Genomic DNA, 22,429 nt, shown 5'->3' on the forward strand with positions numbered 1-22,429 from the left:
AGTGCGGGCCCCGACTCATGCCGGTTCATGTCGGCATCGGCCGCCCATCCGGGCGGTAGCCGCCGTCCTCGCTCCATCGCCACGTGACGGGCGGGCCGATCTCCGGGCCGCCAGTCGGCCCGGTGAGCCAGCGGGTGTAGTCCGGCGTCCAGCCGGCGATGAGGCTCGCGGTGGACTCGTCGACGTCGAGCGCGCGGGTCGCGCCGGCGAGGTATGCGGCCACGGTGAGGTGGACGCCGTCCCACTCGCCGGCGACGGCGGCCCAGTCCGGGATGACCCAGCGGCCGTCCCGGCCGGTCACCCGGTACCAGTCGTGGCGACGGGAGGCGGTCACCTCGAGCGGGTGGGCGCGGCAGAGCTCGGCCCAGACGCGCGGCGAGTCGACCTCCAGGATCCGCGCGCCGGTGGGGAGCCGGAGCTCGTGCACGGTGACGTCCTCCGTGCCGCCGATGTCCTCCTCCAGGTCGAGACCCGCGGGGGCGCCGTCCACCTCGCGGCAACCGGCGACGCCGTCGGGGAACGACCACCATGTGCCCGAATAGGGGGCCGTCACCTCCGCTGGATACTCGCGCCGGGCCTCCTCCTCGGCCGCGAGCGTCCCGGCCCGCCACTCGCCGATCGGCGTGCTCGCCTCGCGGGGATCGTGGCCCCACCAGCCGAGCGTGTGCTGCTCTCCGGGGGCCGGCGCCGTCCACCATGCCGGGGCGGCGGGGGCGGCCCAGGCGGCGATGCGGTGCAGGCCGGCCCGGAGCTGCGGCTCGGCGGCGAGCACGTCCGTCCCGTCGGGCGGCTGCCAGTACATCGCGGAACCGACGGCGGCCACGAGTGCCGCATGGAGCGCGTCCGGGTCCGGGCCGCCGGCGGGCAGCGGCACCGACTCGAGCAGTCCCGCCAGCTCGGTCAGGCTCGGCGCCTCGGCGGACATGGCCGCGACCGCCGCGTTCGCCCGCCACCGCATGATCGCCCGGCCGCCGGGGAGGCGGTACAGGAGCCGCAGGAGGTGGTGGAGCCGGCGCCCTCCCCGGCTGAAGGTGAGCATCGCCGTGCCGCTCGACTCCTCCCGCTCGTCGGCGCGCCAGAAGATCGACTCCCGGATCCCGTCGTCGAGGGTGCCGGCGAGTTCGAGGCACAGGCGCCGGCCGCGCGGGCCGGCCCGGAGCACGTCGGGCTGCATCTGATGGAGCGTAGCGGCGCGCTCGTGCCCACGGCCGGCGCACTTGACCCGGATCAAGGCGCCGGGGTCGGGAATGGGTTCCACTGGTGGGTGACGCCGCCGAGACGAGAGGCAGTCGAGAGGCACCGGGAGGAAGCCATGCACACACTCACCCTGACGACCCAGCCGATGACATGCGCCGACTGCATCGCGACGATCGAGGGGGTCCTCGGCCGGGCGCCGGGCGTGCGCCACGTGTCGGTGCGGTTCTCCACGAACCAGGTGCACGTCGACTACAACGCCGACTCGATCGCCGGGAGCGAGATCGCCTGGACCCTCACGCGCCTGGGCCATCCGGTGCTGTCGGCCGTGGAGGAGCTCGCCGCCGCCTGAGCGGTCGACCGCCGGTGCGCCCGCGCGGAATCGCGGGCCGCCGCGGACTCGCCGGGGACCTTCCCGCCCGGGCCCGCGCGGCGATACGGTCGAAGGGTCCCGAACTACGAGGGAGGCGATCATGAGCGAGCGGTTCGAGGTCGGCGATCACGTGCGTTGGAACTCCGAGGCGGGGCACGTGACCGGCACGATCACGAGGGTGCACACGAGCGACTTCACCTATAAGGGGCACAACCGCCGCGCGTCCGAGGACGAGCCGCAGTACGAGATCGCCTCCGACAAGACCGATCACGTCGCCGCACACAAGGGATCCACGCTCGAGCGCATCCCGCCCGAGTAGCCCCCGGCCGCAGGCTCGGTGCAGCCCGCGGCGCCGCGGTCGACGGCATCCGGTGTCCACCTACCCGGCCGGCCGCGCCCCACCGTGCCGTCGCCGCCGTCCTGCTTCGCCCGACCCCTCTTCGCAGGCTCGAGTTGTGCCACGATGGATGCGGAGCCGACCAGGTTCTCCGGACGAGGCTGCCGTACCCGGTGCGCGACAAGACGGCAGGTCGGGAGTTCGTCATGGCATGGACCGTTCTCATCGTCTCGGGCGCCTTCGAGGCCGTCTGGGCGACCGCCCTCGGCAAGTCGGAGGGGTTCAGCCGGCTCGTGCCGACCCTCATCTTCGCGGGCGCCCTCGTGGTGAGCATGGGAGGGCTCGCCTACGCGATGCGCACCCTGCCCACGGGGACCTCCTACGCCGTCTGGGTGGGCATCGGCGCGACGCTCACGGTCGTCTACGCGATGATCACCGGCGCCGAACCCGTGACCCTCGTGCGGCTGCTCCTCATCTGCGGCCTCGTCGGCTGCATCGTCGGGCTCAAGGCCGTGGGCTGAGCGCGCCGAGCGGTCTGCCGGGCCGCGCGGGCTACACGGCCGACACGGCCTACTCGGGCTGCCCGGACTGACTGGGTTGACTGGGCCGTCGGGACCCCACCCCGGAGGGTCGAGCCGACCCAGGTCGCTTCCGGGCTCAGGATTCCGGTGCCCGCCAGCGCTCCGCCGCCAGGTGCTGATGCGCGAGCCGGCGCAGCGCGAGCAGCACCGGCTCGTACAGTGCCGTTCCGAGCACGGCGTATTCGACGACGGCCGAGGCGTCCGCGGGCTCCGGGGCATGGTCGAGATCGAACTCGGCGAGGGCGCGCACCGCGCCGCCGTAGGCGTCGATGCGGGCATCGGAGATGGGCAGCCCGGCCTCGTCGGCCGCTCGGAGCGCCTCCTCGAGCTGCGCCACCGCGGCGTACTGCGGATCATAGAGCTGCCCGAGCCGGGTGAGCGCGGCGCGGGCACGCGGGTAGTCCGCGGCCGTGTCGACCTGCGGGGGGAGCGCGGCGACCGCGGCACCGAGGGCGTCGAACAGATCGTCGCGGGGATGGTCGATCAGCGCGACGATCACCCTGATGCGCCCCAGTGGCAGCCCGGCGACCTCGGCGAGCGCGCGGATGATGCGCAGGCGCCGCAGATGATGGTCGCCGTACGCGGCGCTGCGCGCCCCGGTCGCCTCCCCGGCGGGCAGGAGCCCCTCGCGCAGGTAGTACTTGACGGTGGGCAGCGGGACGCCCGATTCGGCGACGAGTTCGGAGATGCGCATGGAATTGGCCTCGACAAGGATAGGGGAACTATCTACCCTGGATAGTCTCACTATCTTATCGGAGCCTCGCATGAACCCCTCCACCCTCCTGCTTGCCGGCATCCTCCTCCTCGCGCTCGTCACGGTGGAGTCGGGAGGCTGGTTCCTCACCCGGGTCAGCCGTGGCCACCACGACGCCAACGCGCTGCAGACGAGCTTCTTCCGGGCCGGACACGCCCATGCCGGCGTCCTGCTCGTGCTGAGCATCGCCATCCTCGGCCTCATCGACGCCGCACGGCTCGACGGCGCCTGGATGACCGTGGCCAGACTCGGGGTCCCGGTCGCGGCGATCCTCATGCCGGCCGGGTTCTTCCTCTCCGTGCTCGGTCGCGATCCGCAGCGCCCGAACCGGCTCATCGCCCTGGTGTGGGTCGGCGCCCTCTGCCTGACGGCCGGGCTCGTCACGGCCGGAGTCGGCCTCATCCGCGCCGGCGTCACCGGCTGAGTCCGCCTCGCCGGTGAGCCTCAGGCGATCGTCCTCAGCCCCGCGGAGTACGAGCGGCTCGTGGACGCCGCCGAGGAGCTCGATGACATCGCCGCCTTCGACGCGGCCATGGCCGAGGACGGGCCGACCACTCCCTGGGAGCAGGTCGAGGCCGATCTCGGGTGGTAGCGCCGCGTCCTACGAGATCGACGCACGCGCCGCTGCGCTGCGCGTACTGAAGCGCATCGGCCACCAGGATCGAGCGCGCGTTCGCCGGCAGATGGACGACGACGCCCGCTCACCTTCGCGAGGTGAGCGGGCGTCGTCCATACGCTGCTACTCAGGCGTGCGGGCGGGCGAGCCGATCGGCCTGGAGTGCGGCCTCGAGCTGCTCGGCGGTGGCGAGCTCGTCGCGCAGCACGAGGTCGACGAGGCTGGCGCCCGTGGCGAGCGCCTCCTTCGCCAGGGTCGCGGCGGCCGAATATCCGATGAGGGGCGTCAGGGCCGTGGCGAGCCCGACCGAGCGGTGCACGCGGCCGAGAAGCTGCTCCTGGTCGGCGGTGATCCCGCGCACGCACCGCTCGGTGAGGGTCCGGATGGCGCGGGTCAGCTGGGTGATCGACTCGTACAGCTTCGCGATGATCACCGGCTCGAAGGCGTTGAGCTGGAGCTGACCGCCCTCGGCGGCCATGGAGATGGTCACGTCGTTGCCGATGACCACGAAGGCGACCTGGCTCACGACCTCGGGGATGACCGGGTTCACCTTGCCCGGCATGATCGAGGAGCCCGCCTGCATCGCGGGCAACTGCACGTCGCCCAGGCCGGTCTGCGGGCCCGAGGACATGAGGCGCAGGTCGTTGCTGATCTTCGAGACCTTGACCGCCGTGCGCTTGAGCGCGCCGGACAGCTCCACGAACGAGCCCAGGTCACTCGTGGCGTTGATCATGTCGTCGGCCGAGCGCAGCTCGATGCCCGTGATCTCGCGCAGCAGCTCGGTCACGCGGGCGGTGTAGCCCGCCGGGGTGTTGATCTGGGTGCCGATCGCGGTGCCGCCGAGGTTGATCTCGGCGAGGTTCTCCCGCGCCGTGGTCACCCGGGCGCGGTCGGTCGCCAGGCCGGCGGCGAAGCCGGCGAAGGTCTGCCCGAGCGCCATGGGCACCGCGTCCTGCAGCTGCGTGCGCGCCATCGTGAGCACGGTCGCGAACTCGGCCGCCTTCTCCTCGAAGGCGAGTTCGAGCGCGGACATCGCCTCGAGCAGCCGGCCCGTGGCACGGTACGCGGCGATGTGCAGCGCCGTGGGGAACACGTCGTTCGTGGACTGGCTGCGGTTGACGTCGTCGAGCGGGTGGAGCTCGTCGTAGGCGCCGAGGGGGTGGCCGAGCAGCTCGAGCGCCCGGTTCGCGATCACCTCGTTCGCGTTCATGTTGGACGACGTGCCCGCGCCCCCCTGGATGCAGTCGACGACGAACTCCTCGTGCCACCGCCCCGCGACGATCTCCTCGCACGCCTGGACGATCGCCGGGACCTTCTCCGCGCTCAGCGCGCCCAGTTCGCCGTTCGCCAGCGCGGCGGCCTTCTTGACCTCCGCGAGGGCGATGACGAGCTCGGGGATCGTGTGCGTGGGGCGGCCGGAGATCGGGAAGTTCTCGAGGGCGCGGGCCGCGTGGGCGCCGTAGTAGGCGGTCGCCGGAATCTCGACCGGGCCGAGGGAGTCGCGATCGGTTCGGGTCGCTCCCGCGGACTCGACGAGCACGGGATCTTCGGTTGCAGAGGTCATGTTTCAGCCAATCACAGTCGCGTGCAGTGCAAAAACGCAACCGCCATCATGTCAAGTTCTCGCGTGGTGGTCACGCGGAGTCCGGTTAGTGGAATGAAGATCACTGCGAGTTCAGGGCCCGACGATGCCGGCCACGAGGGCCGGGTCCACCTCGGCGAGGTCCGCGTGCTCCCAGCGCGGGGCGCGGTCCTTGTCGACGAGCAGGGCCCGGACCCCCTCGTTGAAGTCCGGCCGATCCATGAGCGCCCGCGCGATCCGCAGGTCCCGCTCGATCACGCCCTCGACGCCGCGGCAGTGTGCGGCCCGGCGCAGCGCCGCCAGGGCCACCGCGACCGAGAGCGGCGACCGGGTGTCGAGCACCTCGGCCGCGGCCCGGGCTCCGGGGTGCGGGTGGGAGCGGAGTCGGTCGCGGATGGCGACCGGGTCCCCGCCCCGGTAGCACTCGCCGATCCACGTCGCCTCGACGAGCGGGGCGGCGGCCCCGGGTTCGGACGGTTCAGATGGTTCAGATAGTGCGGCGGGTTCGGATGATTCCGAGGGTTCGGATGGTTCGGACGGTTCGGCGGACACGAGCTCGGCGCGCACCTGCGCGACCGCCGCGCCGCCCGCCAGACGCGCGCACACGTCGTCCCATATCGATGCGGGAACGAGCGCATCGGCCAGGCCGAGCGCGATCGCGTCGGCGCCCGTGGCGACCTCACCGGTCATCGCCAGGTGCGTGCCGATCTCCCCGGGCGCGCGAGAGAGCGGGAAGAGGGTGCCGACGTCGGGGAACAGGCCGATCCCCGTCTCGGGCATGGCCAGGCGGGTGCGGCCGGTCACGAGCCGCAGCCCGGCGTACGCGGAGAGGCCGACGCCGGCGCCCATGACGATGCCGTCCATGAACGCGACCAGCGGCGTCGCCGGCGTGAGCAGGGATCGGATGAGCGCGTACTCGCGCTCCCAGAACGCCACCGGATCGGCGCTGCCGTCGAGGGCGCCCGCGCGGATCGATCGCACGTCGGCGCCCGCGCACAGCCCGCGCTCCCCGGCGCCGTCGAGCGCGACGGCACGGACCCGATCGTCGGCGTCGAAGCGGGCCAGGGCGGCGGAGACCTCCTCGACCATCGCCGACGACACCGCGTTGAGCGCTCGCGGCCGGTTGAGGCGGATCCGGCCCAGGTGGCCCTCGGTCCAGTGGAGTACGTCGCCGTCGCCCGTCATTCCTTCAGTATCCCCCGGCGTCTGCGCGCCGGGTCGCGGTATCACCCGCCGGCTTCGGCGAGCGCGTGGGCCGTGCAGGTGCCCCGCGGCCCATGGTGACGGTCCGCTGGGAGTCCCCGTGCCGAACGACTCCCGGGGGCGATGGCGAGGTGCTCTCCCGCGATCGTGCGCAGTCGGCTACGATTGCGCACATGGCAAACGTCGCGTCCCGAGACTTGCGAAATCACACCGGTGACGTGTTGCGGCGCGTGACCGAGGGCGAGCGCATCACGGTGACACAGCACGGTCGTCCGGTGGCCGAGATCAGCCCCGCCGCCCCCACGCGGCCCGCATTCTTCTCCCGTGCCGAGCTGGCGGAGTTGCTCCTGGCCGGCCAGGCCGATCCCGCTCTCCGCGACGAGCTCTCGATCCTCGCAGGCGAGACCACCGACGACCTCGGACCGATCGCGTGATCGTGAAGCAACCCGGTGTGCCCGATCGAGACGAGCGGGGCCTGCTCGACACGAGCGTCCTGATCGCGCACGAGTCGGGGCGCCGGCTCGAGGCGTCGTCACTCCCGGAGGAGGGGTACGTCTCCGTCATCACACTCGCCGAATTGGAGGCCGGAGTCCTCGCAGCAGGCGATCAGACGATCCGGTCCCGCCGGCTGGCGACCCTGACACGGGTCTCGGCGCTCGTGGCGCTCCCGATCGACGCGGCCGCAGCGGCGCACTGGGCGCGGATGAGGGTTCGGCTGGCCGAGAGCGGACGGCGCGTCAACGTGAACGACCTGTGGATCGCCGCGGTCGCGCGGGCGAACGGACTCGCCGTCTACACACGGGATGCGGACTATGGGCCGCTCGCCGAACTGGGAGAGCTTCGCGTCGTCACCGTGTGACCGGGGTCGGCCGGCAGGGCGGCCGGTCCACCGATCCTGCCCTCCCCCGGCCTGGCCGCCCCGATTCCAGATGGCGAGACGGTTTCGTCCAGGCGCGATGGTCGCGGATCGGGCACGTACGCTCGAGACATCCCATCCAGAGCGGCGGAGAGTCCTGGCTCGCTGATGCCGCAGCAACCACCCCGTGCCCGGGGCAGGTGCTAACGCCAGGTTCGATGGAGGAATCGATGTCGACCGACGCCCGACCTGCCCGCCGCTGCCCGGGGGATCGATGAGCACCGCCGGCCTCTTCAGCGTGCCCGGGACCACGCCGCGGGTCTCCTTCGAGCTCTACCCCCCGCGCAGTCCGGCCGCGCAGGAGCGCCTCACCCGCACCGTGGCCGAGCTCGCCGCCGCGCGTCCGGACTTCTTCTCCGTGACCTACGGCGCCGCAGGCCGCACGCATGCGACCTCCCGCGGGCTCATCCGTCAGATCCTCGCCGAGACCGACGTCACCCCGATCGCCCACCTCACCTGCGTCGGGGCCAGTCGCGAGGAGCTGCGGGTGACCGTGGAGGAACTGCTCGAGGACGGCGTTCGCGACGTCCTCGCACTCCGGGGGGATCCGCCGACCGGCGGCGCGCCGTGGGAGCCGCACCCGCGCGGGCTCACCCGCGCGGCCGAACTCGTCGGCCTGCTGCGGGAGATCGAATCGGAGCGGTTCGAACTGGCCGAAGGGCAGCCCCGGCCGTTGAGCATCTCCGTGGCCGCCTACCCCGCCCGCACGTTCCAGGCGGCCCAGGGCAGCGTGCTCGCCGCGCCCCGCGACCTCGAGGCCCTCCACGCCAAGCAGGAGGCCGGGGCGGACTTCGCGATCACCCAGCTGTTCTACTCGGCGCCGGAGTACGCCGCCCACGTCGAGGCGGCCCGCGCTGCCGGGATCCGGCTGCCGATCGTGCCCGGGGTCATCCCCCTGACCGACCTGGCCCGGCTGCAGCGGCTGACCCAGCTGACCGGGGTGCCCGTTCCCGAGGCGCTCGAGCTCCGGCTGAGCGCCGCCCGGGACGCCGACGAGCAGTACCGCATCGGGCTGGCCGCGAGCATCGAACTGGTCGAGGAACTCCTCGCCGTCGGCGCACCGGGCCTCCACCTGTACACCTTCAACACCTCCCGCGCGGCCCTCGACCTCCTTCGAGGTGCGGGCCTGCGGGAACCGGCCCCGTCCACGAGCGCCGCCCACCGGTAGCCGCTCGCGCGCACCGCCCACACCCACCACCCCCCGATCAGCCACTGATCACCCACTGATCACCCACCGTTCACACCGAGTCACCGAGGTCGACGAATGTCCCAGCAGCCCCAGCCCACCACCCCGTTCCCGGCGGCCACGATCCTTGGCTACCCCCGGATCGGGCCCCGCCGCGAACTCAAGCGCGCCCTCGAATCCTTCTGGGGCGGGCGCAGCAGCGCCGAGGACCTGACCGTCACGGCCGCCGGGCTCCGGGAGGGCACGCGCCGGCGCCTCCAGGCCGCGGGCCTGAGCGAACCGGCCGCGATCCCCGCGGACTTCGCCTACTACGACCAGGTGTGGTCGGCCGCCTCCCAGCTCGGCGCGATCCCGTCCCGGTTCGCGCACCTGCGCGCCGGCGACTCCCACACGGGCGCGCTCGACCTCGCCGGCCACTTCACCGTGGCCCGCGGCGCGGGCGACCTCGCCCCCCTCGAGATGACCAAGTGGTTCGACACGAACTACCACTACCTCGTGCCCGAGGTCGGCCCGGACACCGAGTTCGCGCTCGTGGCGAGCGACTCGGCGGACGCCGTCGCCGAGGGGATCGCCGCCGGCGTGGCCCAGCGCCCCGTCGTGGTCGGCCCGCTCACCTTCCTCCTGCTGGCCAAGGCAGCGGACGACGCCCCCGAGGGCTTCGCCCCGCTCTCCCGCCTCGACGACCTCGTGGCCGCCTACGCCGCCTGGCTGCGCTCCTTCGCCGCCGCCGGGGCGCAGTGGGTCCAGCTGGACGAGTCCGCCCTGGTCTCGGACACGTGGGACGCCGACCGGGCCGAGGTGCTCGCCGCCGCGGAGGAGGCCTATGCCACCCTCGCAGCGATCGAGACGACCGAGCGGCCCGCGCTGTTCGTGTCCACCTCCTACGACACGCTCGGCCGGGATGCGCTCGCGGCGCTCGCCCGCACCGGGGTCGAGGCCATCGGGCTCGACCTCGTCAAGGGCGGCCTGCCGGAGATCGACGCGGACCTGCGGGCCGCGCTCGCCGGCACGACGCTCGTGGCCGGCCTCGTCGACGGCCACAACGTGTGGCGCACCGACCTCGACGCCGCCCACGCGAAGCTCACCGCACTCCGCTCGGCCGCAGGGGACGGCGTCCCGGTCGCCGTGAGCACGTCGACCTCCCTGTTCCACGTGCCGCACACGACGACCGACGAGCCCGACCTGCCCGAGCAGCTGCGCAGCTGGCTCTCCTTCGCCGACGAGAAGGTGGGCGAGGTGCTCGCACTCGCCGCAGGCCCCGAGGCCGCGGCATCCGAGTTCGCCGCCGCGCGGGCCGCCCGGGACGACCGCGAGGCCGCCGCGGGCGTGCACGTGCCCGCCGTGGGGGAGCGGCTCGCGAACCTCACGGACGCCGACTTCGACCGCACCCCGTACGCGAGCCGCGTCGTCGTCCAGGATCAGACCTGGGACCTGCCGGCGCTGCCGACGACCACGATCGGCTCCTTCCCGCAGACCACCGAGCTGCGCCAGGCGCGCGCCAAGCTGCGCAAGGGCGAGATCACCGAGGCCGAGTACACCGACGAGATGCGCGCGGAGATCGGTCGCGTGATCGAGCTGCAGACCCAACTCGGCATCGACGTGCTCGTGCACGGTGAGCCCGAGCGCAACGACATGGTGCAGTACTTCGCCGAGCACCTCGACGGCTTCGCGGTGACGCAGAACGGCTGGGTGCAGTCCTACGGTTCGCGCTGCACCCGCCCGTCGATCCTGTGGGGCGACGTGTCGCGGCCGGCGCCGATCACGACCGAGTGGTCGAGCTACGCCGACTCCCTCACGGACGCCCCGGTCAAGGGCATGCTCACCGGCCCGGTGACGATCCTCGCGTGGTCGTTCGTGCGCGACGACCAGCCGCTCGCCGAGACCGCGAACCAGGTGGCCCTCGCCCTGCGCGACGAGATCGCCGATCTCGAGACCGCCGGGATCGGCATCATCCAGGTGGACGAGCCGGCGCTGCGTGAGCTGCTGCCGCTGCGGGAGGCCGCCCAGGCCGACTACCTCGACTGGTCGGTGCGCTCGTTCCGGCTCGCGACCGCGGGCGCCGCGGACGCCACCCAGATCCACACCCACCTGTGCTATTCCGAGTTCGGCGAGGTGATCGGCGCGATCGACGGCCTCGACGCGGACGTCACCTCGATCGAGGCGGCCCGCTCGAAGATGGAGATCCTCCCGGCGATCGCCGGCTCCGGCTTCGGTCGCGGCATCGGCCCGGGCGTGTACGACATCCACTCCCCGCGCGTGCCCTCCGCCGAGGAGATCGAGGGATTGCTGACGGCGGCGCTCGCCTCCGTGGGTGAGCGGAAGCTGTGGGTCAACCCGGACTGTGGCCTCAAGACCCGCGGCTACGCCGAGACGGTCGCCTCCCTCGAGCACCTCGTCGGTGCCACGAAGGCGGTCCGGGCGCGCCTATAGCGCCGGCCACGGGTCGCCGGCGGTGGCGCCGCGCCCCGGGGCGGGCCATCGCGGTCCGCCCCGGGGGCCCCGCTGGACCTATCGCGGTCGGCCCCCGCTGCGCCTATCGCGGTCGACCAGGGTGAAACCCGGGGTTTCCCCACCGACTTCCCGGGTTCGGCCCTGGTCGATCGTGGCAGTGCGGGTTTGGCCCTGGTCGATCGCTGTAGTGCGGGTTCGGCCCTGGTCGATCGCAGGATCGACGGTTGTGCCCTGGTGGCGGGTCGGCCCGGTTGGGTTCAGCCGGCCTGCCCGGGCCGGCTCAGCGGTCGACCCAGGTGGTGCGGCGCACCCGCGTGTTCGCCGTGCCCGCGGTGAGCCCGGCGATCTGGGCGGCCAGCTCGCCCGGCTCACCCGGGGTTCCGAGCAGGAACGTGACCCGCTCCGCGTAGGCCACGTCGAGCACCGCGATCCCGCGGGCCCGCAGGTCGGCCTCGAGGCGGCCGGCGCGCACGTAGCCGTCCTCGCCCAGGGTCACCTCGACCTCGGTCACGAGTTCCCGGCGCTGAATCGGGGCGACCTCGACCGCGGCCCGCACGGAGTCCGAATAGGCGCGCACGAGCCCGCCGGCCCCGAGCAGGGTGCCACCGAACCACCGGGTCACCACGGCGACGACGTCGCGCAGTTCCGCCCCGCGGAGCACCTCGAGCATCGGGGCGCCCGCGGTGCCGGCGGGTTCGCCGTCGTCGCTGCTGCGCTCCATCGAGTCCGGGTCGCCGGCGGGGCCGAGGACGAAGGCCGAGCAGTGGTGGCGGGCATCCCAGAACTCGGCGCGGGCCCGGGCGATCGCCTCCCGGGCCGCCTCCTCGGTCGCCACCCGGGTGAGGTCGCAGCGGAACCGGGACCGCTTCACCTCGATCTCTGCCGAGGCCTCCCCGGAGATCGTGCTGTACTGCCGGCTCATCGGTGGATCACAGGCGGTTCGTCGGCGGCGCGGCGTCGGTGGTCATGAACCCATTGTGCCGTGCTCGCGGGCTCCGGGACGCGGCGCGATCCCCAGGCTGCGGGGCAATCCACAGGTGCCCGCACCGGCCGCGCACCCGCCGGGGAAGGCCGCGCACACTGGCCCGATGGCGCAGGAATCCCGCTCCGGAGCGCGCACGGCCGGGACCGTGATCGCCGCGGCCCTGCTCGCCTGCGCACTCGCGCTCGTGATCCCGCGCTGGTGGATGCTCGTTCGCCCCCACGGCGCCACCCCGGTGGCGCAGGAACAGCTGGCGGTCGCGGAGGAGGCGCTCGGGCGGCTGCCCGTCGTGGTCCCGCTCGACCTCGACGACTACGAGCGGGACTTCTTCGGCCCCGCCTGGCAGGACCCGGACGGCGCGGTCTGCGATACCCGCAACCGGGTGCTCGCCGCCTGGCTCGAAGACGTGACCGTCGATCCGAGCAATCCCTGCCTCGTGGACTCAGGCTGGTTCGTGGACCCGTACACCGGCGCCATGCTCACGTTCGAGCGCGGTCCGCGGACGAGCCGGGAGGTGCAGATCGATCATCTCATCGCGCTCGCCGACGCCTGGCGCAAGGGCGCCCATGCCTGGCCGCGCGGGCGTGCGCAGCGCTTCGCCAACGACGTGAGCAACCTCATTCCCACGGACGGCGCAGCGAACCAGGCCAAGGGGGCCGCCGACGCGTCGGGCTGGCTGCCGCCCGCGCGCGGATACCGGTGCGCGTACGTGGTCCAACAGATCCTCGTCAAGGAGGCGTACGGGCTCGGCGTCAGCTCCGAGGAGGTCGGGGCGATGGGGGAGGAACTGCGCGACTGCCCGGTCGCGAGCGGCCCGACGCCCGCGCCCGTGTCGGTCGCCGGCGGGTCGGCCTCCGGCGGCGCGGCCGGGCGGCGGAGCGGGTCCGTGGGAACGTCTCGGGGCAGCTGTCGGGGCGGGTCACGGGCCACGGCCAGGAGCACGTCTCTGCGCGGGCCTCGGGCCAGGGGCGGACGTGTCTCTCGGCACGGGGGCACGCGTCGTGGTGGCGGTCGTGGTCGTGGTCGTGTCGGTCGGGCGGGATACGTTGTGTCCACTCCCCGAACCGACCCGGGACCCCAGCGGTCCGGAAAGCAGAGACACCGTGTTCGTACTCGACCAGACGCTGGTGCTCACCGCCGCCGACCTTGCGGAGGAGTGCGAATATGGCCTCCTCCACCAGGCGGCGGCACTGCATGATCGGCTGCGGGGCGGCAATGCCGGTCGTGCGGGTGCGGCCGGCAGCGCTGGTCGTGCAGGCCGTGCTGCTGGGGCCGCTCGGGCCGCTGGGGTTGGTGAGGCTGGTGGGGCCGGACGTGGCGGCCGGCCCGAGCGCGGCCGCACGATCGGGGAGCGGATCGGCGCCCTCGCCCGCGAGCGCCGCGAGGAGGTGGCGACCCGACTCGTCGAGGAGGCGGGCGGCGCGAAGCCCGCCCTCACCCGGATCGGGCGGGCAGAACGCACCCGACGCGGCTACGTCGAGCAGCAGGAACGAACGATCGCCGCGATTCGTTCGGGCGCCGCCGTCGTCGCGGGGGCCGCCTTCTTCCACGACGGACTCCAGGTGAGTGCCGACTTCCTCGTGGCCACGCCGCGGGGTCATCGGATTCAACTCGTGACCACGGCCCGGCAGACCCGGGTCAAGGACCTCGTGCGCGTCGGCGCCATCGCGGCCGCGGCCCGGGCGGCGGGCATCGTGCTCGACCCGGAGGCCGTCGTGGAATCCACCGGCCCGGCCACGACCCACGCCCTCGAGGATCTCGAGGTCGTGGCCGGGCTCCGCCGGGAGCGGCTCGAACGACTCCTCGCGACCGGCGCCGGGGCGGATGTGGGGCCCGAATGGGGCGACGAGACCTGGTGGTCCTGCGGCTACTGCTCCCCCTGTCGCCGGGGCATCGAGGAGCATCGGGACGTCCGCCTCGTCTGGGGCCTGCGCCGCCACCATCGCGCCGCCCTCCTCGGTGCGGGCATCCGCACGATCGACGAGCTGGCCGCCACGGACGGGCCCGTGCCCCACCTCGACCATGCCGATCTCGACCGCCTCCGCGGCCAGGCCCGGCTGCAGCTCCGGCAGGAGCGGGCGGAGGCCGCCGGCGCCGACGTGACCGTGTTCGCCGAGGTGCATTCCCCCGGCGTGCTCGCGCGGCTTCCGATGCCCGATCCAGGCGACCTCTTCTTCGATTTCGAGGGGGACCCGTGGTGGCACGACGGCCGGGAGTGGGGACTCGAATACCTCTTCGGGATCAGGGAAGCCGATACGAGCGACTACGTGACCTTCTGGGCTCATTCACTCGCTGAGGAGAAGCGCGCGCTCCTGGGATTCCTCGACTATGTACGGGAGCGGCGACGGGCCCGTCCCGGGATGCACATCTACCATTACGCGTTCTACGAGCCCGCCACGCTCCGACGGCTCACGCAGCGCCACGGGGTCGGCGCGGAGGAGGTGACCGACCTGCTCGACGCCGGGGTCTTCGTGGATCTCTACGACGTGGTCAAGCACGGCGTGCACGTCTCGCAGCGCTCCTTCTCCCTCAAGAAGCTCGAACCGCTCTACATGGGCGAGGAGCTGCGCACCGACTCGGCCGTGACCGACGGGGGAGCATCGATCCTCGTCTACGAGGAGGCAACCCGCGCCAGGCAGCGCGGGGACGGGCAGACCTGGCGCGAGCGGCTGGCCGACCTGGCCGAGTACAACGCCTACGACTGCCGCTCCACCGAACGGCTGCGCGATTGGCTGCTCGCCCATCGCGACGACCCGGCTGAGCTGGGAGACCCGGGCGAACCGGGTGGACCAGGCGAACTGGGTGACCCGGGTGGACCAGGCGACCCGGGTGAACCGGGTGAGTCGGGTGGACCAGGCGACCCGGGTGAACCGGGTGGACCAGGCGACCCGGGTGAACCGGGTGAGTCGGTCGAACCGGGCGAACCGGGCGCGAGGCTCGAGAGCGCGGCGGTCGACGGCATGCCCGAACCCCGGCGCCTCGGGGGCGGGTCGGGGTGGGCGGCCTCCGCGTCGCGCCCGCGGATCGAGTCGGAGGAGGTGGCGCACCGTCATCGCAGCGCGACCGCCCCGGAGGAGGCCGCGGCCATCCGCGACCGGCTGCTCGGACCGGAGGGTGGGGCCGCAGTGGGGCAGGATTCGGGCCGACATTCGGGTGGGGGTTCGGATCAGCGTTCGGGCCGCGAGCCCGCCGGGGAGTTGGGCCGGCATGCGGTGCGAGACTCGGGACCGAGGCCGGCGGACGTGCTCGTGGTGGCGTTCACGTCGGACCAGGCGGACCTCCTGCGAGATGAGCTCGCGGCGGCGGGAATGCCCTCGGTCCGGGTCGAGGCGGTCGCCGAATCCGGCACCGAACCGGCCGATGCGGTGATCGTCAGCGTCGTCGCCTCGACCCTGGCCGAGGCGGTCGGCGGACCGGCCTCCATCCTCGATCGCGAGGTGTGGGAGCGCCTGGTGGGCCGGGCGCGGGAGGTGATCCGCGTCGTCCATTCGGATCAACTGCTCCAGACCATGCCACGCGAGGCCGACGTGCTCCCCGGCGTCGCGGCGCTCGCGCGACTGCTCCGGCCACTCGAGACGAAACGCGGGCGGTGACGCGCGCGGGCGGCGCAGCCCGGGAGGTGACGCGCCCGGTGAGCCCCAGCGGGTCCGACGCGCCGGCCGGCGTCAGCCCGCGGGCGTGTCCGGGCGGCGCGGCGGCGCCATCCCGAGGGTGTCCTTCGCGGCGTGCACGGCGCGCTCGGTGAGGGAGGCACGCTGTTCCCGGACCGTCTCGGCGATTCGCTCGCTCGCCCGGCCCCACTGCTCCTGCACGGCCGGGGTCTCCCAGGCCTGCCGTAGTGCCGCCGACATTCGATCGAACTTCTCCCGGCCTGCGCGGGTCCCGAGCACGTAGCCCACCCCCGCCCCGAGCGCGAACGTCAGCGTGGATCTCATGGTCGTCCTCCTCCTCGGCGGTGGCCGGTGTGCCGGCCCGCCCAGTGTGGCAGACGAGGCGCGCCGCGGAACTGGCAGACTAGGCACAGTGACCACGTCTTCCGTCGGGCCGAGCGCCAGTCAGATTCGCCGGTGGCGCCGTTACCTCGCCGAGGAACGGGCCGAGGCCGCGCTCTACCGGGAACTGGCGATGCGCCGTCACGGCGAGGAACGTGACATCCTGCTCCAGCTCGCCGAGGCCGAGGGCCGGCACGCGGCGCACTGGGAGGACCTGCTCGGCGTCAACATCGGCCTGCCGCTGCGCCCGAGCCTGGCCTCGCGGATGCTCACCTTCATGGCGCGTCGCTTCAACGGCGTCGTCGTGCTCACCCTCGCGCAACGGGCCGAGTCCCGGTCGGCCTACGCCGAGGACGAGCACGCCACGCCGACCATGGCGGCCGACGAGCGGATCCACGAGGAGGTCGTCCGCTCCCTCGCGGCCCGGGGCCGGCAGCGCATGTCCGGCTCGTTCCGGGCCGCCGTCTTCGGCATGAACGACGGGCTCGTCTCCAACCTCGCGCTCGTGCTCGGGGTCGGGGCCGCCGGTGTCGACACCGTCGCCATCCTCCTCGCAGGCATGGCCGGCCTGCTCGCCGGGGCCCTGTCGATGGGGGCGGGGGAGTACGTCTCCATCCGGTCGCAGCGCGAACTGCTCGCCGCCTCCAGCCCGAGCCCCACCGCGAACGAGGCGCTGCCCGGCCTCGACGTCGACGCCAACGAACTCGCCCTCGTCTACCGCGCCCGGGGGATGCCCGCGCACGAGGCGGACGCCCACGCCGAGGACGTGCTCGCCCGGCTCGACTTCGCCGGCGACCACGAGGCGGACGATCACGAGGAGATCGGCTCCGCCTGGTCGGCGGCGCTGTCCTCGTTCCTGCTGTTCTCGATGGGGGCGATCATCCCCGTGCTGCCCTACCTCGTGGGGATGACCGGCATGGCGGCCGTGGTCGTCTCGGCCGCGCTCGTGGGCCTGGCGCTGGTGATCACCGGCTCGATCGTCGGGCTGCTCTCCGGGGCGCCGCCGGCGCTGCGCGCGCTGCGGCAACTGGCGATCGGCTGGGGCGCGGCGGCGGCGACCTACGCGCTCGGGCTGCTGTTCAACTCGGGAGCCTGAGCGCGCCGTCGTGCCCGAGCGAGGCCCTGACAGCTCGCTCTGGGACCTATAGCCTAGGGCCAGGCAACAGAGCGTAACTAGCGTGAGTCCTCAGTGCTCTGATCGAGCGCGTTCCTGTTTTCCCCTGGAGAGTCGATGTCCTCGAGCGGAACCACCACCCCAGACTCCACGCATTTACGCAATCGTCGCGTCGCATTAATTATGGCGACGCTCGGATTCGGTGTCAACTTCTGGGCGTGGGCGCTGCTCAGCCCGCTCGGGCCGCTCTTCGTGAGCGAGGGCATGGTCTCCAGCCCCGCCCTCATCGTCGCGGTGCCGGTGATCGTCGGCTCGCTCGGGCGGATCCCGATCGGCGCCCTGACCGACCGCTTCGGCGGCCGGGTCATGATGCCGCTGCTGTCGATCATCACGATCGTGCCCGTGCTCTTCGTGGGATTCATCGGGCAATACACCTATGGCACGCTCCTCGTCGGCGGATTCTTCCTGGGAATCGCCGGGGCGACCTTCTCGATCGGGGTGCCGTACGTCAATAGCTGGTTCCCCCCGGAAAAGCGCGGAATGGCCACGGGGGTATACGGGATCGGCATGGGCGGAACCGCGATCAGCGCATTCGTCACGGTGCCGCTGTTCAAGAACGTCGGCTCGGTCGCCCCGTTCGTGCTCGTCGCCGTCGTGCTCGCGGTCTACGCCCTGGCCGCCTGGACCATGATGCGCAACGCGCCCACCTGGGCGCCCGCGACCAAGTCGATGATCTCCCAGCTCGCCCACGTCGCGAGGATCCGGCTCACCTGGCAGGCCTGCTACCTCTACGCGGTCGCCTTCGGCGGGTACGTGGCGTTCTCGGTGTACCTGCCGACCCTGCTCCACAACTGGTACGACGTCTCGATCGGCGACGCGTCGCTGCGGATGGCGGGCTTCGTCATCGTCGCCGTCGCGATGCGACCCCTCGGCGGCATCCTCTCCGACCGGATCGGCGCCACGACGACCCTGCTCGTGGGGTACGCGGTCGTGGCCGTCATGGCGATCGTGGTGATCGTGCTGCACATGTGGCAGGACGCGCCCTCGCTCATCCCGGTCGGCACGGTCGGCTACATCGGGATGGCCGCGGGCCTCGGGCTCGGGTCCGGCGGGGTGTTCGCGCTCATCGCCAAGCGCTCCGATCCCGCCGACGTCGGATCCATCACGGGCTTCGTCGGCGCCGCCGGCGGCCTCGGCGGCTTCGTGCCGCCGCTCCTGCTGGGCTTCATGTGGGTCCAGCGGGGCGACTACTCCACGGGGATCGCCCTGCTCGCCATGGCCACCGTGTTCGCGATGCTCGTCGCCGTGTGGGCCGGTCAGCCGGCCGCTGCGACCGCCCGTCCCGCCCGTTCCGCCGGGGCTCCCGCCGAGGAGACCCCGGACTCTGCCGCTGAGGAGGCACTCTCATGACCACCACCGAATCGGCCGGACCCGACAACGCGTTGGTCGACGCGCTCATCGGAACCCGGAAGCTCTTCCAGCCCCGGGCGCGGATCACCGAGGACAACCGGGAGATCCACCGGCAGGGTGGCCGCGAGAGCGACGCGTTCTACCGGAACCGGTGGAGTCACGACAAGGTGGTCCGCTCGACCCACGGCGTCAACTGCACGGGCTCGTGCTCATGGAAGGTGTACGTCAAGGACGGCATCATCACGTGGGAGTCGCAGCAGACCGACTACCCCACGGCCGGTGCCGACCTGCCCGAGTACGAACCGCGCGGCTGCCCGCGCGGGGCGTCGTTCTCCTGGTACACCTACTCGCCGACCCGGGTGCGGTACCCGTACGTCCGGGCCGAACTGCTCCGGCAGTTCCGCGAGTCGAAGAAGCGCCTCGGCGACCCCGTCGACGCCTGGGCGGCCGTCGTCGCCGATCGCGCGGGCGCGGCCCGCTACAAGGCCCAGCGAGGCAAGGGCGGCCTCGTGCGGGCCCGGTGGGAGGAGGTCACGGAGATCATCGCCGCGGCCTACGTGCACACGATCAAGGAGTACGGCCCCGACCGGATCGCCGGCTTCTCACCGATCCCGGCGATGAGCCAGATCTCCTTCTCCTCCGGCGCCCGGTTCCACCAGCTCATCGGCGGGCCGATGCTCTCGTTCTACGACTGGTACGCCGACCTGCCCCCGGCCTCCCCGCAGGTCTTCGGCGACCAGACCGACGTGCCCGAGTCGGGCGACTGGTGGAACGCGGCCTACCTGATGATGTGGGGCTCGAACGTCCCGCTCACCCGGACCCCGGATGCGCACTGGATGACCGAGGCCCGCTACCGGGGGCAGAAGGTCATCGCGGTCGCCCCGGACTACGCCGAGAACGTCAAGTTCGCCGACGAGTGGCTGCGCCCGCACCCCGGCACCGACGCGGCGCTCGCCCTCGGGATGGGTCACACCATCCTCAAGGAGTTCTACGTCGAGAACCCGAACGAGTACTTCGTCTCCTATGCCAAGCAGTACACCGACCTGCCGTTCCTCGTCGAGGTGAGCCGCGACGACGCGGGCGCCTACCGCCCGGGCAAGTTCGTGGTCGCGGCGGACCTCGACCCGGCCGCCGTGCCGGAGCAGGCGAGCGAGCACGCCGACTTCAAGCCGGTCATGATGGATACGCGCACGAACGCACCGGTCGTGCCCCCGGGCACCCTCGGGCACCGCTTCAACGACGAGGGCATCGGCCGCTGGCACCTCGACCTCGGCGGGATCGAGCCGGCGCTCAGCCTCCTCGACAGCACAGCCGATACAGCCGATACAGCCGATACGGTCGAGATCCTCATGCCGCGTTTCGACACGACGGGTCAGGGAGGGCGTGGGGACGTCGTCCGCGGCGTTCCCGTTCGGCGTCTCGGCGAGCGGCTGGTCACCACCGTCTACGACCTCATGCTCGCCACGTTCGGCGTCGGTCGCCCGGGCATGCCCGGTGAGTGGGCGCGCGGCCTCGACGACGCCGATGCGCTCTACACCCCGGCCTGGCAGGAGGCGATCACCGGGGTGCCGGGCGGCATCTGCGCCCGCATCGGCCGGGAGTTCGCCCAGAACGCCATCGACTCGGGTGGGCGCTCCATGATCATCATGGGCGCCGGCACGAACCACTGGTTCCACTCCGACCTCATCTACCGCGCCTTCCTCACCCTCACGACCCTGTGCGGCACGCAGGGGGTCAACGGCGGCGGCTGGGCCCACTACGTCGGGCAGGAGAAGGTGCGCCCGCTCACCGGCTGGGCCCACCTGGCCAACGCGCTCGACTGGTCCCGCCCGCCCCGGCAGATGACCCAGACCACCTACTGGTACATGCACACCGACCAGTGGCGCTACGACCAGTTCGGGGCCGACACCCTCGCGGCGACGACCGGGGCCGGCTCGTTCGCCGACATGACGACCGCGGACGCGGTGGCCCTGTCGGCCCGGCTCGGCTGGCAGCCGTTCTTCCCGCAGTTCGACGTCAACCCCCTCGAGATCGCCGACCGGGCGGCCGCCGCGGAGCGCCCGACGGTCGAGTACCTCGTGGACCAGCTCAAGAGCGGCGGGATCAACTTCGCCGTCGAGGATCCGGACGCGGAGCAGAACTTCCCGCGGATCTGGTCGATCTGGCGGGCCAACACCCTCGGCTCCTCGGCCAAGGGCGACCAGTACTTCTTCAAGCACCTCCTCGGCGTGGACAACACGGTCGGCGCCGAGGAGACCGCGCCGCAGTTCCGCCCCAAGGACGTGCGCTGGCGCGAGGAGGGACCCACCGGCAAGACCGACCTCGTGCTCACCCTCGACTTCCGGATGACCACCCACACGCTCCACTCGGACATCATCCTGCCGGCGGCGACCTGGTACGAGAAATACGATCTCAACACCACGGACATGCACCCGTTCATCCACTCGTTCAACCCGGCGATCTCCACCCCGTGGCAGTCGCGCACGGACTGGCAGACGTGGGCGACGATCGCCGAGAAGTTCTCCGAACTCGCGGCCACCCACCTGGGGGTGCGCACCGACGTCGTCGCGGCGCCGCTGCAGCACGACAGCATCGGCGCGCTCGCCACGCCCCGCGGGAGGGTGCGGGACTGGAAGAAGGGCGAGTGCGAGCCGATCCCGGGCATCACCCTGCCGAACCTGGTCGAGGTGGAGCGCGACTACGCCGCGGTCTACGACAAGTACGTCTCCGTGGGCCCGCTGTTGGAGAAGCTCGGCATGACCACGAAGGGCCTCACCTTCGACGTGCGCAAGTACGTGGACGAGCTGCGCGGACTCAACGGCGTCGTCGCGAGCGGCGTGGGGGCGGGGCAGCCCCGCCTCACCGACGATCTGCACGCCTGCGAGTTCATCCTGCGGCTGTCCGGAACGACGAACGGGGAGATGGCCACCGACGGGTTCAAGACCCTCGAGAAGCGCACCGGGCACCTGATGCACGACCTCGCCGCCGAGCACGAGGGCAAGAAGATCGCCTTCTCCGACACCCAGAACGCGCCCGTGCCGGTCATCACCTCCCCGGAGTGGTCGGGATCGGAGGCCGGCGGGCGCCGGTACTCCCCGTTCACGATCAACGTCGAGCGCAAGAAGCCGTGGCACACGCTCACCGGCCGACAGCACTTCTATCTCGACCACGACTGGATGCTCGAGATGGGCGAGGAGCTGCCCGCGTTCCGGCCCCCGCTCGACATGACCGCGCTGTTCGGCGAACCCGCGATCGGCGACGGGAACGCGCAGACGGGCATCTCCGTGCGGTACCTCACCCCGCACCAGAAGTGGGCGATCCACTCGATGTACCAGGAGAACTTCTTCATGATGAACCTGTCCCGCGGCGGGCAGACCATCTGGATGAGCGTCGAGGACGCCGAGGCCGTGGGCATCGCCGACAACGACTGGATCGAGGCCACGAACCGCAACGGCGTCGTCTCGGCCCGCGCGATCGTCTCCCACCGGATGCCGAAGGGCACGGCGTTCATGTACCACGCGCAGGACCGCACGGTGAACACGCCGATCTCCGAGACGTCCGGCCAGCGGGGCGGCATCCACAATTCGCTCACCCGGATCATGCTCAAGCCGAGCCACCTGATCGGCGGCTATGCCCAGCTGGCGTTCGCATTCAACTACTACGGGCCCACGGGCAACCAGCGCGACGAGGTCACAGTGATCCGCAAGCGCACCAGCCCGGTGACCTACTGAAGCGTCG

At 72.2% G+C, this 22,429-nt stretch carries 19 protein-coding genes and 2 riboswitches; of the genes, 13 read left to right on the forward strand and 6 right to left on the reverse strand.

Going from position 1 to position 22,429, the window contains the following annotated elements; all coding sequences use genetic code 11:
• Positions 1–25 precede the first annotated feature (25 nt).
• Positions 26–1,174, reverse strand: coding sequence for a hypothetical protein (locus GCE65_RS16130; protein WP_194928760.1), 1,149 nt, complete (start codon positions 1,172–1,174; stop codon positions 26–28).
• Positions 1,175–1,312: 138 nt separating this feature from the next.
• On the opposite strand from GCE65_RS16130, the gene GCE65_RS16135 reads away from it, so the two are divergent.
• The 3 genes from GCE65_RS16135 (at position 1,313) to GCE65_RS00860 (ending at position 2,425) form a co-directional block, all read left to right on the forward strand.
• Positions 1,313–1,546 carry a heavy-metal-associated domain-containing protein gene (locus GCE65_RS16135; protein WP_194164914.1) on the forward strand — a complete coding sequence of 78 codons (234 nt, stop codon included), beginning with the start codon at positions 1,313–1,315 and terminating at the stop codon, positions 1,544–1,546.
• 121 nt (positions 1,547–1,667) lie between these two features.
• Complete coding sequence (locus tag GCE65_RS00855) at positions 1,668–1,886, forward strand: DUF2945 domain-containing protein (RefSeq protein ID WP_153877048.1); 219 nt, start codon at positions 1,668–1,670, stop codon at positions 1,884–1,886.
• Between the two features lie 149 nt (positions 1,887–2,035).
• A riboswitch (guanidine-III (ykkC-III) riboswitch) is annotated at positions 2,036–2,099 on the forward strand.
• Between the two features lie 11 nt (positions 2,100–2,110).
• Positions 2,111–2,425 carry a multidrug efflux SMR transporter gene (locus GCE65_RS00860; protein ID WP_152817887.1) on the forward strand — a complete coding sequence of 105 codons (315 nt, stop codon included), beginning with the start codon at positions 2,111–2,113 and terminating at the stop codon, positions 2,423–2,425.
• Positions 2,426–2,561: 136 nt separating this feature from the next.
• Here the strand turns inward: GCE65_RS00860 and GCE65_RS00865 are convergent, their stop codons facing one another.
• Entirely contained in the window at positions 2,562–3,179 is a 618-nt protein-coding gene (locus GCE65_RS00865; RefSeq protein WP_153877049.1) for a MerR family transcriptional regulator, read from the reverse strand.
• 70 nt (positions 3,180–3,249) lie between these two features.
• Between GCE65_RS00865 and GCE65_RS00870 the strand changes: the two genes are divergently transcribed.
• Positions 3,250–3,663 (forward strand): hypothetical protein, encoded by a 414-nt coding sequence (locus GCE65_RS00870; protein WP_153877050.1) that lies wholly within the window; start codon positions 3,250–3,252, stop codon positions 3,661–3,663.
• Positions 3,664–3,982: 319 nt separating this feature from the next.
• On the opposite strand, the gene GCE65_RS00875 is transcribed toward GCE65_RS00870, so the two are convergent.
• Positions 3,983–5,419 carry an aspartate ammonia-lyase gene (locus tag GCE65_RS00875; RefSeq protein WP_152817884.1) on the reverse strand — a complete coding sequence of 479 codons (1,437 nt, stop codon included), beginning with the start codon at positions 5,417–5,419 and terminating at the stop codon, positions 3,983–3,985.
• 111 nt (positions 5,420–5,530) lie between these two features.
• Positions 5,531–6,622 (reverse strand): enoyl-CoA hydratase/isomerase family protein, encoded by a 1,092-nt coding sequence (locus GCE65_RS00880; RefSeq protein WP_153877051.1) that lies wholly within the window; start codon positions 6,620–6,622, stop codon positions 5,531–5,533.
• Between the two features lie 191 nt (positions 6,623–6,813).
• Between GCE65_RS00880 and GCE65_RS00885 the strand changes: the two genes are divergently transcribed.
• The 4 genes from GCE65_RS00885 to metE all read left to right on the forward strand — a co-directional run bounded on the left by GCE65_RS00885 (position 6,814) and on the right by metE (position 11,172).
• Complete coding sequence (locus GCE65_RS00885; RefSeq protein ID WP_152817882.1) at positions 6,814–7,074, forward strand: type II toxin-antitoxin system Phd/YefM family antitoxin; 261 nt, start codon at positions 6,814–6,816, stop codon at positions 7,072–7,074.
• Positions 7,075–7,091: 17 nt separating this feature from the next.
• The gene (locus tag GCE65_RS00890) at positions 7,092–7,499 is read left to right on the forward strand and encodes a PIN domain-containing protein (RefSeq protein ID WP_194928761.1); all 408 of its coding nucleotides are present in this window, start codon (positions 7,092–7,094) and stop codon (positions 7,497–7,499) included.
• 129 nt (positions 7,500–7,628) lie between these two features.
• Positions 7,629–7,721, forward strand: a riboswitch (SAM riboswitch).
• Positions 7,722–7,770: 49 nt separating this feature from the next.
• The gene (locus GCE65_RS00895) at positions 7,771–8,724 is read left to right on the forward strand and encodes a methylenetetrahydrofolate reductase (RefSeq protein ID WP_152817881.1); all 954 of its coding nucleotides are present in this window, start codon (positions 7,771–7,773) and stop codon (positions 8,722–8,724) included.
• 96 nt (positions 8,725–8,820) lie between these two features.
• Positions 8,821–11,172: a 5-methyltetrahydropteroyltriglutamate--homocysteine S-methyltransferase gene (gene metE / locus GCE65_RS00900; protein ID WP_153877052.1), complete on the forward strand. Its 2,352-nt coding sequence runs from the start codon at positions 8,821–8,823 to the stop codon at positions 11,170–11,172.
• 301 nt (positions 11,173–11,473) lie between these two features.
• On the opposite strand, the gene GCE65_RS00905 is transcribed toward metE, so the two are convergent.
• The gene (locus tag GCE65_RS00905; RefSeq protein ID WP_153877053.1) at positions 11,474–12,115 is read right to left on the reverse strand and encodes a YigZ family protein; all 642 of its coding nucleotides are present in this window, start codon (positions 12,113–12,115) and stop codon (positions 11,474–11,476) included.
• 166 nt (positions 12,116–12,281) lie between these two features.
• On the opposite strand from GCE65_RS00905, the gene GCE65_RS00910 reads away from it, so the two are divergent.
• Together GCE65_RS00910 and GCE65_RS00915 are read left to right on the forward strand one after the other, a co-directional pair.
• Positions 12,282–13,373, forward strand: coding sequence for an HNH endonuclease family protein (locus GCE65_RS00910; RefSeq protein ID WP_153877054.1), 1,092 nt, complete (start codon positions 12,282–12,284; stop codon positions 13,371–13,373).
• A 190-nt stretch (positions 13,374–13,563) separates the two neighbouring features.
• A complete protein-coding gene (locus tag GCE65_RS00915; protein ID WP_194928762.1) occupies positions 13,564–15,768 on the forward strand; it encodes a TM0106 family RecB-like putative nuclease in 2,205 nt (734 codons plus the stop codon).
• 72 nt (positions 15,769–15,840) lie between these two features.
• Here GCE65_RS00915 and GCE65_RS00920 read toward each other — a convergent pair whose 3' ends face one another.
• Positions 15,841–16,110, reverse strand: a complete 270-nt coding sequence (locus GCE65_RS00920) for a YtxH domain-containing protein (protein ID WP_152817876.1) — start codon at positions 16,108–16,110, stop codon at positions 15,841–15,843.
• Here GCE65_RS00920 and GCE65_RS00925 point away from each other — a divergent pair.
• The 3 genes from GCE65_RS00925 to GCE65_RS00935 all read left to right on the forward strand — a co-directional run bounded on the left by GCE65_RS00925 (position 16,109) and on the right by GCE65_RS00935 (position 22,422).
• A complete protein-coding gene (locus GCE65_RS00925) occupies positions 16,109–17,263 on the forward strand; it encodes a VIT1/CCC1 transporter family protein (protein ID WP_153877056.1) in 1,155 nt (384 codons plus the stop codon). The genes GCE65_RS00920 and GCE65_RS00925 overlap by 2 nt on opposite strands.
• 201 nt (positions 17,264–17,464) lie before the next feature.
• Entirely contained in the window at positions 17,465–18,691 is a 1,227-nt protein-coding gene (locus GCE65_RS00930; protein WP_228760042.1) for an MFS transporter, read from the forward strand.
• Entirely contained in the window at positions 18,688–22,422 is a 3,735-nt protein-coding gene (locus GCE65_RS00935) for a nitrate reductase subunit alpha (RefSeq protein WP_153877058.1), read from the forward strand. The genes GCE65_RS00930 and GCE65_RS00935 overlap by 4 nt, the downstream gene beginning before the upstream one ends.
• Positions 22,423–22,429: the final 7 nt, after the last annotated feature.

This window comes from Pseudactinotalea sp. HY158, assembly GCF_009660225.1.
Taxonomy (GTDB): domain Bacteria; phylum Actinomycetota; class Actinomycetes; order Actinomycetales; family Beutenbergiaceae; genus HY158.

Excerpts from the sequence above, each read along its gene's own strand:
- GCE65_RS00865 (WP_153877049.1), bottom strand. The coding sequence starts at position 3,179 with ATGCGCATCTCCGAACTCGTCGCCGAATCGGGCGTCCCGCTGCCCACC.
- GCE65_RS00925 (WP_153877056.1), top strand. The coding sequence starts at position 16,109 with ATGGTCGTCCTCCTCCTCGGCGGTGGCCGGTGTGCCGGCCCGCCCAGT.
- GCE65_RS16130 (WP_194928760.1), bottom strand. The coding sequence starts at position 1,174 with ATGCAGCCCGACGTGCTCCGGGCCGGCCCGCGCGGCCGGCGCCTGTGC.
- GCE65_RS00935 (WP_153877058.1), top strand. The coding sequence starts at position 18,688 with ATGACCACCACCGAATCGGCCGGACCCGACAACGCGTTGGTCGACGCG.
- GCE65_RS00930 (WP_228760042.1), top strand. The coding sequence starts at position 17,465 with ATGGCGACGCTCGGATTCGGTGTCAACTTCTGGGCGTGGGCGCTGCTC.
- GCE65_RS16135 (WP_194164914.1), top strand. The coding sequence starts at position 1,313 with ATGCACACACTCACCCTGACGACCCAGCCGATGACATGCGCCGACTGC.
- GCE65_RS00885 (WP_152817882.1), top strand. The coding sequence starts at position 6,814 with ATGGCAAACGTCGCGTCCCGAGACTTGCGAAATCACACCGGTGACGTG.
- GCE65_RS00880 (WP_153877051.1), bottom strand. The coding sequence starts at position 6,622 with ATGACGGGCGACGGCGACGTACTCCACTGGACCGAGGGCCACCTGGGC.
- GCE65_RS00905 (WP_153877053.1), bottom strand. The coding sequence starts at position 12,115 with ATGAGCCGGCAGTACAGCACGATCTCCGGGGAGGCCTCGGCAGAGATC.
- GCE65_RS00860 (WP_152817887.1), top strand. The coding sequence starts at position 2,111 with ATGGCATGGACCGTTCTCATCGTCTCGGGCGCCTTCGAGGCCGTCTGG.
- GCE65_RS00855 (WP_153877048.1), top strand. The coding sequence starts at position 1,668 with ATGAGCGAGCGGTTCGAGGTCGGCGATCACGTGCGTTGGAACTCCGAG.
- GCE65_RS00920 (WP_152817876.1), bottom strand. The coding sequence starts at position 16,110 with ATGAGATCCACGCTGACGTTCGCGCTCGGGGCGGGGGTGGGCTACGTG.
- GCE65_RS00875 (WP_152817884.1), bottom strand. The coding sequence starts at position 5,419 with ATGACCTCTGCAACCGAAGATCCCGTGCTCGTCGAGTCCGCGGGAGCG.
- GCE65_RS00870 (WP_153877050.1), top strand. The coding sequence starts at position 3,250 with ATGAACCCCTCCACCCTCCTGCTTGCCGGCATCCTCCTCCTCGCGCTC.
- GCE65_RS00895 (WP_152817881.1), top strand. The coding sequence starts at position 7,771 with ATGAGCACCGCCGGCCTCTTCAGCGTGCCCGGGACCACGCCGCGGGTC.
- metE (WP_153877052.1), top strand. The coding sequence starts at position 8,821 with ATGTCCCAGCAGCCCCAGCCCACCACCCCGTTCCCGGCGGCCACGATC.
- GCE65_RS00910 (WP_153877054.1), top strand. The coding sequence starts at position 12,282 with ATGGCGCAGGAATCCCGCTCCGGAGCGCGCACGGCCGGGACCGTGATC.